12 protein-coding genes and 1 tRNA gene are annotated in these 16,022 nt (G+C 61.9%); all 13 read right to left on the minus strand.

Annotated elements, in window-relative coordinates; all coding sequences use genetic code 11:
- Positions 1-115 precede the first annotated feature (115 nt).
- A complete protein-coding gene (fusA, locus tag IE071_RS15675) occupies positions 116-2,233 on the minus strand; it encodes an elongation factor G (RefSeq protein ID WP_189442540.1) in 2,118 nt (705 codons plus the stop codon).
- 227 nt (positions 2,234-2,460) lie between these two features.
- A complete protein-coding gene (rpsG, locus tag IE071_RS15680; protein WP_072757771.1) occupies positions 2,461-2,928 on the minus strand; it encodes a 30S ribosomal protein S7 in 468 nt (155 codons plus the stop codon).
- A gap of 12 nt (positions 2,929-2,940) precedes the next feature.
- The gene (gene rpsL / locus IE071_RS15685) at positions 2,941-3,276 is read right to left on the minus strand and encodes a 30S ribosomal protein S12 (RefSeq protein ID WP_189442541.1); all 336 of its coding nucleotides are present in this window, start codon (positions 3,274-3,276) and stop codon (positions 2,941-2,943) included.
- Positions 3,277-3,453: 177 nt separating this feature from the next.
- On the minus strand, positions 3,454-7,668 hold the full coding sequence (gene rpoC, locus IE071_RS15690; RefSeq protein WP_189442542.1) for a DNA-directed RNA polymerase subunit beta': 4,215 nt from the start codon (positions 7,666-7,668) through the stop codon (positions 3,454-3,456).
- A 25-nt stretch (positions 7,669-7,693) separates the two neighbouring features.
- Positions 7,694-11,857 carry a DNA-directed RNA polymerase subunit beta gene (rpoB, locus tag IE071_RS15695; RefSeq protein WP_484593334.1) on the minus strand — a complete coding sequence of 1,388 codons (4,164 nt, stop codon included), beginning with the start codon at positions 11,855-11,857 and terminating at the stop codon, positions 7,694-7,696.
- 252 nt (positions 11,858-12,109) lie between these two features.
- Complete coding sequence (rplL, locus tag IE071_RS15700; RefSeq protein ID WP_072757775.1) at positions 12,110-12,478, minus strand: 50S ribosomal protein L7/L12; 369 nt, start codon at positions 12,476-12,478, stop codon at positions 12,110-12,112.
- A gap of 47 nt (positions 12,479-12,525) precedes the next feature.
- Entirely contained in the window at positions 12,526-13,059 is a 534-nt protein-coding gene (gene rplJ, locus IE071_RS15705; protein WP_189442544.1) for a 50S ribosomal protein L10, read from the minus strand.
- 346 nt (positions 13,060-13,405) lie between these two features.
- Positions 13,406-14,113, minus strand: coding sequence for a 50S ribosomal protein L1 (gene rplA / locus IE071_RS15710; protein ID WP_189442545.1), 708 nt, complete (start codon positions 14,111-14,113; stop codon positions 13,406-13,408).
- A gap of 3 nt (positions 14,114-14,116) precedes the next feature.
- Positions 14,117-14,545, minus strand: a complete 429-nt coding sequence (gene rplK, locus IE071_RS15715) for a 50S ribosomal protein L11 (protein ID WP_077516972.1) — start codon at positions 14,543-14,545, stop codon at positions 14,117-14,119.
- A gap of 197 nt (positions 14,546-14,742) precedes the next feature.
- Positions 14,743-15,303, minus strand: a complete 561-nt coding sequence (gene nusG, locus IE071_RS15720; protein ID WP_140656412.1) for a transcription termination/antitermination protein NusG — start codon at positions 15,301-15,303, stop codon at positions 14,743-14,745.
- 7 nt (positions 15,304-15,310) lie between these two features.
- On the minus strand, positions 15,311-15,706 hold the full coding sequence (gene secE / locus IE071_RS15725; RefSeq protein WP_189442546.1) for a preprotein translocase subunit SecE: 396 nt from the start codon (positions 15,704-15,706) through the stop codon (positions 15,311-15,313).
- 81 nt (positions 15,707-15,787) lie between these two features.
- Positions 15,788-15,863: transfer RNA gene (locus tag IE071_RS15730), tRNA-Trp, on the minus strand.
- A 93-nt stretch (positions 15,864-15,956) separates the two neighbouring features.
- Positions 15,957-16,022, minus strand: a 66-nt coding sequence (locus IE071_RS16035; protein ID WP_484593328.1) for an EF-Tu C-terminal domain-related protein, incomplete at its 5' end; no start/stop codon positions are given.

Genomic DNA, 16,022 nt, shown 5'->3' on the forward strand with positions numbered 1-16,022 from the left:
ATCCACGTGACCAATCGTGCCGACGTTGACGTGCGGCTTGGTGCGTTCGAATTTACCCTTTGCCATGACTCGAAACCTCTGAAAGAACTATGTTATTTGGAGAAAGAAAGCCTTATCAGGCCTTCTTCATGACCTGCTCGGCGATGTTGTTCGGCGCTTCGGCGTAATGGTCGAATTCCATCGTGAAGGTGGCACGACCCTGGGTCAGCGAACGAATGGTCGTCGCATAGCCGAACATTTCACCCAGCGGAACCATCGCGTCGATGGTCTTGCCCGACGGCGTGTCGTCCTGGCCCTGGAGCAGGCCACGACGGCGGCTCATGTCGCCCATGACGTCACCGACGTACTCTTCCGGCGTCACCACTTCGATCTTCATGATCGGCTCGAGCAGCACCGGCGACGCCTTCGCGAAGCCCTGCTTGAACGCCATCGATGCAGCGAGCTTGAACGCCATTTCAGACGAGTCGACGTCGTGGTAGGAACCGAACACGAGCTTCACCTTCACGCCCACGACCGGGAAGCCGGCCAGCGGGCCGCTGGTGATGGTTTCGCGCAGACCCTTTTCGACCGACGGGATGAATTCCTTCGGAATCACGCCACCGGTGATGTCGTTGATGAAGAGGAAATCATTCTTCACGTTCGGGTCGGCACGATCGGCCTCGGTCATCGGGGACAGCTCGATCACGACGTGACCGTACTGACCCTTACCGCCGGACTGCTTGGCGTGCTTGTAATCCGACTTGACGTCCGACGAACGGATCGTCTCGCGGTAAGCCACCTGCGGCTTGCCGACATTGGCCTCGACGTTGAACTCACGGCGCATGCGATCCACCAGGATGTCCAGGTGAAGCTCGCCCATGCCCGAAATGATGGTCTGACCCGACTCTTCGTCCGTGCGTACACGGAACGACGGATCTTCCGCAGCCAGACGGCCGAGGGCGACACCCATCTTTTCCTGGTCCGACTTGGTCTTCGGCTCGACCGCCATCGAGATCACCGGCTCCGGGAACGTCATGCGCTCCAGAGTGATGATGTGATCTTGTGCGCACAGCGTGTCGCCGGTCGTCACGTCCTTCAGGCCAACCGCCGCGGCGATATCGCCGGCACGGACTTCCTTCAGTTCCTGACGCTCGTTCGCGTGCATCTGCAGAATGCGGCCGATGCGCTCTTTCTTGCTCTTGACCGGGTTGTACACGGCGTCGCCGGAGTTCAGCGTGCCCGAGTAGACACGGAAGAACGTCAGCGAACCGACGAACGGATCGGTCATGATCTTGAACGCGAGCGCGGAGAACGGTGCGGCGTCGTCAGCCTTGCGCGTGGCTTCCTTGTCGTCTTCGTCGATACCGGCGACCGGCGGACGATCGGACGGCGACGGCAGCAACTGCACCACCGCGTCGAGCATCGCCTGGACGCCCTTGTTCTTGAACGCCGTACCGCAGTAGACCGGAATGATTTCGTTGGCGAGCGTGCGCTGACGAAGACCGCCGATGATCTCGGCCTCGGTAAGGTCGCCCCCTTCGAGATACTTGTTCATCAAGTCTTCGGTCGCTTCGGCTGCGGACTCGACCATGAAGGCATGCGCTTCGGCGGCCTGATCGACCAGATTTGCCGGAATATCGCGGTATTCGAACTTCATGCCCTGGGATTCCATATCCCAGATGATCGCCTTCATCTTGAGCAGGTCGACCACGCCCTCGAAACCGTCTTCGGCACCGATCGGCACCTGCATCGGCACCGGATGCGCGCCGAGGCGTGCCTTCAGCTGGCCGACGACCTTGTCGAAGTTGGCACCGGTGCGGTCCATCTTATTGACGAACGCAAGACGCGGCACCTTGTACTTGTTGGCCTGACGCCACACCGTCTCGGACTGCGGCTGCACACCACCGACCGCGCACAGCACAAACACCGCGCCATCCAGCACGCGCAGCGAGCGCTCGACTTCGATGGTGAAATCGACGTGTCCCGGGGTATCGATGATGTTGAAACGGTGCTGTTCCAGCGAACCGTCCATGCCTTTCCAGAACGCCGTCGTTGCCGCCGACGTGATGGTGATGCCGCGCTCCTGCTCCTGCTCCATCCAGTCCATCGTGGCCGCACCGTCATGCACTTCGCCAATCTTGTGACTGACACCGGTGTAGAACAGGATGCGCTCCGTGGTCGTGGTCTTGCCGGCATCGATGTGAGCCATGATGCCGAAGTTGCGGTAGCGGTCGATCGGAGTGGTGCGTGCCATGGATATTTACCTGTGTCGGGCGTTCCTGCCCCGATTCAAAACAGCCGTCCGGGCCGTGTTATTAATGAAAAGTCCGGCATGGATACCGGCTTGTTCTTTACCGCCCAAGGGAAGACGGCTTAAATCAAGAACCGGCACGAATGCCGGGTTCTTCATTTGCCGTCATGCATGACGGCATTAAGTACCGCTGGCCTGTTTTGCCGTCAGAGGACGGCAAAACCAGATACTTACCAGCGATAGTGCGAGAAGGCCTTGTTGGCCTCTGCCATGCGATGCGTTTCTTCGCGCTTCTTGGCGGCGCCGCCGCGGCTTTCCGAAGCCTCGAGCAGCTCAGCGGCCAGCTTGCGCGGCATCGAAGTCTCGCCACGCTTGCGCGCAGCATCGATGACCCAGCGCATCGCCAGCGCCATACGGCGACCCGGACGCACTTCGACCGGCACCTGATAGGTGGCGCCGCCGACACGACGCGACTTCACTTCGACCGCCGGAGCGATGTTGTTGAGCGCCTTCTCGACCAGAGCCACCGGTTCGGCATTCTTTTCGCCGATATGCTGCAACGCACCGTAAACGATGCTCTCGGCCACGGACTTCTTGCCGCTCTTCATCACCATGTTGATGAAGCGGGCAATCAGCTGACTGCCATGCTTGGGATCCGGCAGAATCAGACGGGCGGGATGTGAACCTTTACGCGACATGTTTCGAGTCCTTTACTTCTTCGGGCGCTTGGCGCCGTACTTCGAGCGCGATTGACGACGCTTGGTGACACCAGCGCAATCGAGGCTGCCGCGCACTGTGTGATAACGCACACCGGGCAGATCCTTGACGCGACCGCCGCGGATCAGCACCACCCTGATGATCTCGAAGCCGTTGGTCAGGCGCACTTTGGCAACCTTGCGCAACGCCGAGTTCGGCTTTTTCGGGGTGGTCGTGTAAACGCGCGTGCAGACACCACGACGCTGCGGGCTGCTCTGCAGTGCCGGCGACCCACTCTTGTAGGTCTTGGGGCTGCGGGATTTGCGCACCAATTGGTTGACTGTCGTCATGCGAAGCTGTTCCTGAAAACATAAAGGCAGCCCGAATAAGCTCGGTCTGCCAAGAAGCGGGAATTTAACATGAGCAGCCTGCCATAGGCAAGCTAGCGCTCTGTCGTCCTGGACCCGAACACGAGGTGCATCCATGCACCTCATTTCGTATGTCAGCGAGTGAAACCCTGAACGGGCTTACTCGACACCGTTATCACTACCGACTGGAGCCTCGGCAAACGAGGCTGCAGGCGTGGAACCGGAGAGAGTCTCCAGATCCGAAGCGGACAAACCGCCCTGGCGACGACGCGCTGCGTGGTACGCCAGACCTGTACCTGCCGGAATAAGACGGCCGACAATAACATTTTCCTTCAGGCCGCGCAAGGTATCGCGTGTGCCACGAACCGCCGCTTCGGTAAGAACGCGGGTGGTTTCCTGGAACGAGGCCGCCGAGATGAACGACTCGGTCGCCAGCGACGCTTTGGTGATGCCCAGCAGGATCGACTGATACTCGGCCGGACGCTCGCCCTTGGCGGTCGCACGGTCGTTTTCGCCATTGATACGCACGCGCTCGATCTGCTCGCCGCGCAGGTAATGGCTGTCACCCGGCTCGACGATCTCGACCTTGCGCAGCATCTGGCGAATGATCGCTTCGATGTGCTTGTCGTTGATCTTCACGCCCTGCAGGCGATACACGTCCTGGATTTCCTTGACCAGGTACGAGGCCAGCGGCTCCACGCCCAGCAGGCGCAGGATGTCATGCGGGCTCGGCTCGCCGTCGACGACGGTTTCGCCCTTCTCCACATGCTCGCCTTCGAACACGATGACCTGACGCCACTTCGGAATCAGCTCCTCGTGCTCGTTGCCATCGACGTCCTTGATGATCAGACGCTGCTTGCCCTTGGTGTCCTTGCCGAAGCTGATGATGCCGGAGCGCTCGGCCAGGATCGCCGGCTCCTTCGGCTTGCGTGCCTCGAACAGGTCGGCCACGCGCGGCAGACCACCGGTGATGTCGCGGGTCTTCGAGGTTTCCTGCGGAATACGTGCCACCACGTCGCCCACGCCCACTTCGGCACCGTTCTGGATCGACACGATCGCACCAGCCGGCAGGAAGTACTGCGCGGCGATGTCGGTGCCCGGCAGCTTGAGCTCGCGGCCCTTGGCATCTTCCAGGCGCACGATCGGACGCAGGTCCTTCGCCTGCGCACCACGACGCTTCGGATCGGTGACCACCGCCGACTCCAGACCGGTCAGTTCATCGGTCTGGCTCTGCACGGTGACGCCGTCGAGGAAGTCGATGAAACGCACCACGCCGGCCACTTCGGTGACGATCGGATGGGTATGCGGATCCCAGTTCGCCACGGTCTGACCAGGCTTGACCGATGCACCATCCTTGACTGCGATGATGGCACCGTACGGCACCTTGTAACGCTCGCGCTCACGGCCGCTGGCATCGATCACGCTGAGCTCGCCGGAGCGCGACACAGCGACCATATGGCCCTGCTTGTGCTGCACGGACTTGAGGTTGTTGTACTTCAGCGAACCGGTGGTCTTCACCGTCACGTTGTCCACCGCAGCAGCACGCGACGCGGCACCACCGATGTGGAACGTACGCATGGTCAGCTGGGTACCAGGCTCACCGATCGACTGCGCGGCGACCACACCCACGGCCTCGCCCATGTTGACCAGATGGCCACGGGCCAGATCGCGGCCGTAGCACAGCTTGCACACGCCATGAGGGGCTGCGCAGGTGATCGGCGAACGCACCTTGATGATCTGCACGCCGGCCTTGTCGAGCTTCTCGACCAGCGCCTCGTTGAGCAGGGTGTCGCGCGTGACGATGGCCTGATCGTCGTCGCCGGGGGCGTAGACGTCCTCGACCACCACACGACCGAGAACGCGCTCACGCAACGGCTCGACCACATCGCCGCCTTCGACGATCGGCTGCATGATCACGCCGTCTTCGGTGCCGCAGTCGTCCATCGTGATGACCACGTCCTGTGCCACGTCGACCAGTCGACGGGTCAGGTAACCGGAGTTCGCCGTCTTCAACGCCGTATCCGCCAGGCCCTTACGAGCACCGTGGGTCGAGTTGAAGTACTGCAGCACATTCAGGCCTTCGCGGAAGTTGGCCTTGATCGGGGTCTCGATGATCGAGCCATCCGGACGCGCCATCAGGCCACGCATGCCGGCCAGCTGACGGATCTGCGCCACCGAACCACGGGCGCCGGAGTCGGCCATGATGTACAGCGAGTTCATCGACTTCTGGTTGACCATCTTGCCGTCGGCATCCATCACCTTCTCGGTGCCGATGCCGTCGATCATGGCTTTCGCCACCAGTTCGCTGGTACGCGACCAGATGTCGACCACCTTGTTGTAGCGCTCGCCGGCGGTGACCAGACCCGACTGGTACTGCTGCTGGATCTCGACGACTTCCTTCTCGGCCTCTTCCAGGATCGGCTTCTTCTCGGCCGGAATCAGCATGTCATCGATGCCGATCGAGATACCGGCACGCGTGGCGAAGCGGTAGCCGGTGTACATCAGCTTGTCGGCGAACACCACGGTCTCTTTCAGACCCAGCAAACGGTAGCTAGAGTTGATCAGGCGCGAGATGTTCTTCTTGGTCAGCTCGGTATTGGCCAGCTCGAACGGCAGGCCTTCCGGCAGGATCTCGGCCAGCAGTGCGCGGCCAACGGTAGTCTCGACGATCTTGGTCTCGTGCGTGCGGGTGCCATCTTCGGCGATATTCACCAGCTTCAGGCGCACCTTGACCTTGGCGTGCAGCTCGACCGCACGGTTGTCGTATGCACGACGCGCCTCGGAAATACCCGAGAACACCATGCCGGTACCCTTGACGTTGATCAGCTCGCGGGTCATGTAGTACAGACCCAGCACGACGTCCTGGGTCGGCACGATGATCGGCTCGCCGTTGGCCGGGCTGAGGATGTTGTTGGACGACATCATCAGCGTGCGCGCTTCCAGCTGCGCCTCGATCGACAGCGGCACATGGACGGCCATCTGATCGCCGTCGAAGTCGGCGTTGAATGCCGTACAGACGAGCGGATGCAGCTGGATCGCCTTGCCTTCGATCAGCTTCGGCTCGAACGCCTGGATGCCCAGACGATGCAGGGTCGGCGCACGGTTCAGCAGCACCGGATGTTCGCGGATCACCTCTTCGAGGATGTCCCACACCTGGGCCTCTTCGCGCTCGACCAGCTTCTTCGCCGCCTTGATGGTGGTGGCTTCGCCACGTGCCTGCAGCTTGGCGAAGATGAACGGCTTGAACAGCTCAAGCGCCATCTTCTTCGGCAGGCCACACTGGTGCAGACGCAGGGTCGGACCAACCACGATCACCGAACGACCGGAGTAGTCCACGCGCTTGCCGAGCAGGTTCTGGCGGAAGCGGCCCTGCTTGCCCTTGATCATGTCGGCCAACGACTTCAGCGCGCGCTTGTTCGTGCCGGTGATGGCACGACCGCGACGACCGTTGTCGAGCAGCGCATCGACCGATTCCTGCAGCATGCGCTTCTCGTTGCGCACGATGATGTCGGGCGCATTGAGCTCGAGCAGACGCTTCAGACGGTTGTTGCGGTTGATCACGCGACGGTACAGATCGTTCAGATCGGAGGTGGCGAAACGGCCACCGTCCAGCGGCACCAACGGGCGCAGGTCCGGCGGCAGCACGGGCAGAACGGTCAGCACCATCCACTCCGGCTTGTTGCCGGATTCCAGGAACGCCTCGATCAGCTTCACGCGCTTGGTCAGGCGCTTCAGCTTGGTCTCGGAGTTGGTGGAGGTGATCTCTTCCTTCAGGCGAATGACTTCGCCCGGCAGGTCGAGCGACTTCAGCAGGTGGAAGACGGCCTCGGCACCCATGCGGGCATCGAACTCGTCGCCATGCTCTTCGGTCGCTTCCAGGTACTGGTCTTCGCTGAGCAGCTGGCCGCGCTCGAGCGCGGTCATGCCCGGATCGATCACCACGAAGGCTTCGAAGTACAGGATGCGCTCGATGTCACGCAGCGTCATGTCCAGCATCAGGCCGATGCGCGACGGCAGCGACTTGAGGAACCAGATGTGCGCGGTCGGGCTGGCCAACTCGATGTGGCCCATACGCTCACGACGCACCTTGGCCAGCGTCACTTCCGTGCCGCACTTCTCGCAGACCACGCCACGATGCTTCATGCGCTTGTACTTGCCGCACAGGCACTCGTAGTCCTTCACCGGTCCGAAGATAGCGGCGCAGAACAGGCCGTCACGCTCCGGCTTGAAGGTACGGTAGTTGATGGTTTCCGGCTTCTTCACTTCGCCGTACGACCATGAACGGATCAGCTCCGGCGAGGCCAACGCGATCTTGATCGCGTCGAAATCCGGCGTCGCGCGCTGCTGATTGAACAGATTGAGCAAGTCTTTCATTCGAAATCTCCGGTGACTGCGCGGATCACTTGATCTCTTCCAGATCGATGTCGATGGCAAGCGAGCGGATTTCCTTCACCAACACGTTGAAGGATTCCGGCATGCCTGCGGTCATCTCGTGGTTACCGTCGACAATGTTCTTGTACATCTGGTTGCGGCCCTGCACGTCGTCGGACTTCACCGTCAGCATTTCCTGCAGGGTGTAAGCCGCGCCGTAGGCTTCCAGTGCCCACACTTCCATCTCGCCGAAGCGCTGACCACCGAACTGCGCCTTGCCGCCCAACGGCTGCTGGGTGACCAGCGAATACGGACCGGTGGAACGCGCGTGCATCTTGTCGTCGACCAGATGGTTGAGCTTGAGGTAATGCATGTAGCCGACAGTGACCGGGCGATCGAACGACTCGCCGGTGCGACCGTCGAACAGCATGGTCTGACCGGATTCCGGCAGATCAGCCAGCTTCAGCATCGCCTTGATCTCGGTCTCTTCCGCACCGTCGAATACCGGTGTCGCCATCGGCACGCCTTCCTGCAGGTTGGTGGCGAGCGTGAAGATCTCCTTGTCGGTAAGCGACTTGAGATCGACGTGCTGCACGGCACCGGCCACATGGGTGTTGTAGATCTGGTCGAGGAACTCGCGGATCTTGGCGACCTTCTCCTGCGCCTCGAGCATCTTCTGGATCTTCTTGCCCAAGCCCTTGGCGGCCCAGCCCAGGTGGACTTCCAGAATCTGACCGATGTTCATACGCGAAGGCACGCCCAGCGGGTTCAGCACGATGTCGACCGGCACGCCGTCAGCGGAGTACGGCATGTCTTCAACCGGCACCACGTTGGACACGACACCCTTGTTGCCGTGACGACCAGCCATCTTGTCGCCCGGCTGGATGCGACGCTTCACGGCCAGGAACACCTTGACCATCTTCAGCACGCCCGGTGCCAGATCGTCGCCCTGGGTGATCTTCCCCTGCTTCTCCTTGAAGCGCTTGTCGAATTCCTCCTTGTGGCGCTTGACCTGATCGGCCGCGCGCTCGAGGAACTCGGTGACTTCCTCATCCTTGACGTTGATCTTGAACCAGTCGTCCTTCTTCAGGCCGTCCAGGTAAGCGTCGGTGATTTCGGTGCCACGCTTCAGGCCACCCGGACCACTCATCGCGGACTTGCCGACGAGCTGGGTGCGCATGCGGCTGTAGATCGCGCCTTCGAGGATGCGGAACTGGTCGTCCAGATCCTTGCGGATCCGCTTGACCTCGGTTTCCTCGATCTGCTTGGCGCGCTTGTCCTTCTCGATGCCGTCGCGAGTGAACACCTGCACGTCGATGACGGTGCCGTCCATACCCGGCGGCACACGCAGCGAGCTGTCCTTCACGTCGGACGCCTTCTCGCCGAAGATCGCGCGCAGCAGCTTCTCTTCCGGCGTGAGCTGGCTCTCGCCCTTCGGCGTGACCTTGCCGACCATGATGTCGCCGGCCTTCACTTCCGCACCGATGTAGACAATGCCCGACTCGTCCAGACGTGCGAGCGCCTGCTCGCCCACGTTCGGGATGTCGGCGGTGATTTCCTCGGCACCCAGCTTGGTGTCACGCGCGATGCAGGACAGCTCCTCGATGTGGATCGAGGTGTAGCGGTCTTCCTGCACGACGCGCTCGGACAGCAGGATCGAGTCTTCGAAGTTGTAGCCGTTCCACGGCATGAAGGCGATCAGCATGTTCTGGCCGAGCGCGAGCTCGCCCAGATCGGTCGACGAACCGTCGGCCAGCGTGTCACCCACCGCCACCACGTCACCCACATTCACCAGCGGACGCTGGTTGAGGTTGGTGTTCTGGTTGGAGCGGGTGTACTTGGTCAGCGTGTAGATATCGACGCCGGCATCATTGTCGCCGACCTCTTCCTCGTTCACGCGCACCACGATACGGGCCGCATCGACCTGGTCGATCACGCCGCCGCGCTTGGCGGAAACGATGACGCCAGAGTCGCGCGCCACGGCGCGCTCGATGCCGGTACCCACCAGCGGAGTCTGCGAACGCAGGGTCGGCACGGCCTGACGCTGCATGTTCGCACCCATCAGGGCGCGGTTCGCATCGTCGTGCTCGAGGAACGGCACCAGCGCCGCAGCGACCGACACGGTCTGCATCGGCGAGACGTCCATGTAGTCGACTTCGGCAGCCGGACGCAGCTCGGACTCACCACGGAAACGGCAGGACACGAAGTCCTCGACGAAACCGCCGTGCTTGTCCAGCGGCGAGTTCGCCTGCGCGATCACGTGATCGCCTTCCTCGATTGCCGACAGGTAATCGACCTTGTCGGTCACCTTGCTGTGCGCGACCTTGCGGTACGGCGTCTCGAGGAAGCCATACGAGTTGGTGCGCGCATACACGGCGAGCGAGTTGATCAGGCCGATGTTCGGGCCTTCCGGCGTTTCGATGGTGCAGACGCGGCCGTAATGGGTCGGATGCACGTCGCGCACTTCGAAACCGGCGCGCTCGCGGGTCAGGCCACCCGGCCCGAGCGCGGAGACGCGACGCTTGTGCGTCACTTCGGACAGCGGATTGTTCTGATCCATGAACTGGGACAGCTGCGAGGAGCCAAAGAACTCCTTCACCGCCGCCGCCACCGGCTTGGCGTTGATCAGGTCCTGCGGGGTCAGGCCATCGGCCTCGGCCAGCGACAGGCGCTCGCGCACCGCACGCTCGACGCGCACCAGACCGATGCGGAAGGTGTTCTCGGCCATTTCGCCGACCGAACGCACGCGACGGTTGCCGAGGTGATCGATGTCATCGACGGTGCCATGACCGTTCTTGATGTCGATCAGCACCTTCAGCACGTCGAGGATGTCGGACGTTTCGCCCTGCTCCTTGACCAGCCGCTGCGATTCCTCTTCCTTGCGCTCGCTGAAGTACTTGTGGTCGTACAGCACGCCCGGACCGAGGATTTCCTTGCGACCCACGCGGCGGTTGAACTTCATCCGGCCCACGCCCGACAGGTCGTAGCGGTCGAAGGTGAAGAACAGATTGAAGAACAGGTTCTGCGCGGCATCCTTGGTCGGCGGCTCGCCCGGACGCATCATGCGATAGATTTCCACCAGCGCTTCCAGCGGCGTCTTGGTGTTGTCGATGCGCAAGGTGTGCGAGATGTAGGCGCCACGGTCGAGGTCGTTGACGTACAGCGTCGGCACGACTTCGATACCGGCCTTGCGGAAGTTCTCCAGCTGCTCGGCGGTGATCTCGTCGTTGGCCGAAGCCAGCAACTCACCGGTCTTGCTGTCGACGATGTCGGTGGCCAGGATGCGGCCGATCGGATAGTCGTCCGGCACTTCCAGCGCGGTGATGTTTTCAGCCGCCAGCTGACGCACGTGGCGCGCGGTGATGCGCTTGCCGGCTTCCACCAGCACGGTGCCGCCGATCGCCAGATCGAAGCTCAGCGTCTCGCCGCGCAGACGCTCGGCGACCAGCTCTAGCGTGGTGCCACCCTTCTTGCCGAGGTGGAACACGTTGTGCTCGAAGAAGATGCCCAGCATCTCCTCGTTGTTGTAGCCGAGCGCGCGCAGCAGCACCGTCACCGGCAGCTTGCGGCGACGGTCGATACGGGTGAACAGCGCGTCCTTCGGGTCGAACTCGAAGTCGAGCCAGGAGCCGCGGTAAGGAATCACGCGCGCCGAGAACAGCAACTTGCCCGAGCTGTGCGTCTTGCCGCGGTCGTGATCGAAGAACACGCCCGGCGAACGATGCAGCTGCGAGACGATCACGCGCTCAGTGCCGTTGATGATGAAGGTGCCAGTGTCGGTCATGAGCGGAATTTCGCCCATGTAGACCTCCTGCTCCTTGATGTACTTGACCACCTTCTTCGAGGCCGGGCTGTCCTTGTCATAGATGACCAGGCGCACGGTGGTGCGCAGCGGCGCACCGTAGGTCATGCCGCGGTTGCGGCATTCGCGCTCGTCGAACGCCGGCTCGCCGAGACGATAGTCGACATATTCCAGTGCGGCATTGCCCGAATAACTGGTGATCGGAAATACCGATTTCAGTGCCGCATGCAAACCCTTTTCGCCGCGCTGTTTGGGCGCGACATGCTCCTGCAGAAACTCCCGGTAGGAATCAGTCTGGATGGTCAGCAGGTTCGGCACGCCCAGTACGGGCGGACGCTTGCCAAAATCCTTGCGGATGCGTTTCTTCTCGGTAAACGAGTAGGCCATGATCGGTAGCGCCTCGGTTCGCAGTGACGCCGGTGGTGCACACACCGGCTGAATGAAAAATCAGGTGTTCGACAAATCCGGAGATTTGGGAATCGAGAATCGGGAATCGTTCAGAGCGGCAGGCACGTGCTTTCTGACGATTCCCGATTCTCCATTCCCCATTCCCCATTCCCGCTTAAAGCAGGCAAAGCCCGGGGGCTCACGCCCCCAGGCTCGCTTGACGCTAGATCAGACTGACGACGCGCAAGGCGCCAATTACTTCAGTTCGACCGTAGCGCCGGCAGCTTCGAGGTCCTTCTTGAACTTCTCGGCGTCTTCCTTCGACACGGCTTCCTTCAGGACGCCGCCGGCCTCGGTGAGGTCCTTGGCTTCCTTCAGGCCCAGGCCGGTGATCGCGCGGACAGCCTTGATCACGTCGACCTTCTTGGCGCCGGCGTTCTTCAGGATGACGTCGAACTCGGTCTGCGCTTCGGCAACCGGGGCAGCAGCAGCCGGGCCAGCAGCGGCAACCGGGGCAGCGGCGGACACGCCAAACTTCTCTTCGATGGCCTTGACCAGATCCATCACTTCCATCAGCGACTTGGCGGCTACGGCTTCAACGATTTGTTCGTTGGACAGGGACATTTGATTTACCTCTGGGGTTGATTCGATTTAGTAAGTAGACGGCGAACTTAGGCGGGCTCGACTTCGGCCGGGGCTTCGGCGGCGACTTCGCCACCACCCTGCTTGTCGGCCACGGCCTTGACGGCGCGGGCAAACATCGAGGCCGGTTCGGCCAGCAGACGGGCCAGCATGGCCAGCGCCTGTTCGCGGGTCGGCAGCGAGGCCAGCACGTCGACGTGCTCAGCCGGCAGCAACTTGCCTTCCACCGAGACGATTTTCGCCTTCAGCTTGTCGTTGCCCTTGGCGAATTCCTTGATCAGACGCCCGGCAGCGCCGGGTTCTTCCATCGAGAATGCGTACAGCAGCGGACCGACCAGGGCGTCCTTGACGACCTCGAACTCGGTACCGACGACGGCGCGCGACGCCAGCGTGTTCTTGACGACTCGCAAGTACACACTGGTTTCACGGGCCTTCTTGCGCATCGCGGTCATCTGCTCGACCGTGGTGCCTGCATACTCGACAGCAATCAAGGAGTGAGCCTTCGCGGCAACTTCTGCCAGTTCGGCGACTACTTCATGCTTCTGAGACAGATTTAGAGCCATTGCACTCCTCCAAATGAACTCCGCTTACGGCTCCTGCCGCGTGCGGTCCTGGGCGACGCCATCCTTGACGTCGGGGACACAAGGTGTCCCGGGTGTTGGCCTTTCCAGAACAGATCGAACAATTCCAGATCGGGCAGCACCATCTGCGCAGGCCGGATTTGCAAGAAACCCGATTAAGCGGTCCCGCTGGCGACGACGGCGATTCCATGCCAGTGCGAGCGTCCTGCCCGTCGTCATCGCGCGCTGATCGCGCCTGCGGTCTTTGACGGCTGCTCCGGCCTGTGGGCCAGGGCTGCCTTCAAAAACTTGCCTGCATCGACGAAACCGCCGATGCAGGACTTGATTCTTACTTGGCTGCTGTGTTCAGCGACGAGGTATCGACGGCAACGCCGACGCCCATCGTGCTGGACAGGGCAACCTTCTGCAGGAACTGACCCTTCGCCGTGGACGGCTTGGCCTTCAGCAGGTCGGCGATCAGCGTGTTGAGGTTGTCCGCGAGCTGGGACGCCTCGAAGCTGGCCTTGCCGATGGTGGCGTGGATGATGCCCGCCTTGTCGTTGCGGAACTTCACCTGGCCGGCCTTGGCGTTCTTCACGGCGGTGGCGACGTCGGCGGTGACCGAGCCGTCCTTCGGATTCGGCATCAGGCCGCGCGGACCGAGCAACTGACCGAGCTTGCCGACCACGCGCATCGCGTCCGGCGTGGCGATCACGCGACCGAAGTCGAGATCACCGGCCTGCATACGCTCGGCCAGGTCGTCCATGCCGACGGCGTCAGCACCGGCGGCTTTGGCGGCCTCGGCCTTCTCGCCCGGCGGGCAGAACACGGCAACCTTGACGGTCTTGCCGGTGCCATGCGGCAGCAGCGAGGAACCACGTACGCCCTGGTCGGACTTCTTCGCGTCGATGCCCAGACGCACGGCCACGTCCACCGACTCGGCGAACTTCGCCGTGGCGTTGTCCTTGACGATCTTCAGGGCTTCTTCCAGGCCATAGAACTTGCCAGGCTGCACCGCGGCCGTAGCCGACTTCATACGCTTCGTGAGCTTTGCCATGTCTTAACCCTCCACCACAAGGCCCATGCTGCGGGCGCTACCGGCAATGGTGCGCACCGCGGCGTCGAGATCGGCAGCCGTCAGATCCGGCTCCTTCTGCTTTGCCACGTCTTCCAGCTGCTTTCGGGTGACCTTGCCGACCTTGTCGGTATTCGGCTTCGGCGAACCCTTGGCGGTGCCGGTGATCTTCTTCAGAAGAATCGTGGCGGGCGGGGTCTTGGTGATGAAGGTGAAGCTGCGGTCGGAGTACGCGGTGATGATGCACGGAATCGGCAGACCCGGCTCCAGCTTCTGCGTGGCGGCATTGAACGCCTTGCAGAACTCCATGATGTTCAGACCGCGCTGGCCGAGGGCGGGGCCCACCGGCGGCGACGGATTGGCCTGACCGGCCTTGACCTGCAACTTGATGTAACCGACAACTTTCTTTGCCATTGGGATTTTCCTCGCGAGTCCAGGCGCCTTGCGGCTCCTCGCTGTGCACCGGTCCATGGATGAAAGGAACGGATCCGCCTCATGCGAATCCTGAAACGCGGACACGCCGGATCAAAAAGATCCAGCGTGAACCGCGCAGTATAGAGATTGGTCAGGCTTTCAGCAAGCCCCGTGCCAAGATGACGCTACCCGCCAGATCAGGCTTTCTCGACCTGACCGAATTCCAGCTCGACCGGGGTCGAACGACCGAAGATCAGCACCGCAACGCGCAGGCGACTCTTCTCGTAGTTGACTTCCTCGACCACGCCATTGAAATCGTTGAACGGACCCTCGGTGACGCGCACCATCTCGCCCGGCTCGAACAGCACCTTGGGCCGCGGCTTCTCGACACCTTCACGCACGCGACTGAGGATGGCGTCGGCCTCGCTGTCCTTGATCGGCAGCGGGCGATCGGCGGTGCCGCCGATGAAACCCATCACCTTCGGGGTTTCCTTGATCAGATGCCAGCACTCGTCGTCGATCCGCGGCGCCTTGCCTTCGGTATTCGTCTCGATCTGCACCAGCACGTAGCCGGGGAAGAACTTGCGCTCGCTGCGCCGTTTCTGGCCGCCGCGCATCTCGATCACTTCCTCGGTCGGCACCAGCACTTCGCCGAACTTCTCTTCCATCTCGGCGCGCTTGATACGCTCCTCGAGGGAACGCTTCACCTGATTCTCGAAGCCCGAATAGGCGTGCACCACATACCAGCGCTTGCTCATGCTCACCTCAGCCACCCAACTTCAGCAGCCAGTCGAGAATGACCGACTTCAGGATCAGATCGATCAGACCCAGCAGCAGCGACAGGACAATCACCACCAGGATAATGATGCCGGTCGTCTTGATCGTCTCGTCGCGAGTCGGCCAGACCACCTTGCGCATTTCGAACTGCGACTCGGCGATGAAATTCCGCACTCGCCGACCCAGCGCGGTGAACGCGGCAATCGCCAGTGCAAGCACCAGCGCGGCCAGCACGCCCAACAGGCGCACCGACGAGGAAATATTGCCGTCTCGGCCGAGCCAGGAGTAGGCGACGATACCGGCGACCAGCACCAGCAACGCCAGTACCAGCTTGCCGATGTCGGCGGCGTTCGTGCCCTTGGGCTGTTCTGCCTTGGTATTCATGCACTAGTGATCAGGTGTCAGCAGCATGCCGCGCCTTACGGCCGACCTTGCCATCGTCACCCGTCTCGATCCTCGGGGAAGTGGCACGCCAGGAGGGACTTGAACCCCCAACCTGCGGTTTTGGAGACCGCTGCTCTGCCAATTGAGCTACTGGCGTACATGGCTTGAACTTGAAACACGACGGCGAGCGGCTTTGAGTCCGCTCGCCCCGTGGAGTTTGAGCTGCGCACCGAAGCGCGCCGCCCGTATCTTACTTGATGACCTTGGCCACCACGCCGGCGCCGACGGTACGGCCGCCTTCGCGAATGGCGAAGCG

The organism is Rhodanobacter panaciterrae (genome assembly GCF_014651895.1).
Taxonomy (GTDB): domain Bacteria; phylum Pseudomonadota; class Gammaproteobacteria; order Xanthomonadales; family Rhodanobacteraceae; genus Rhodanobacter; species Rhodanobacter panaciterrae.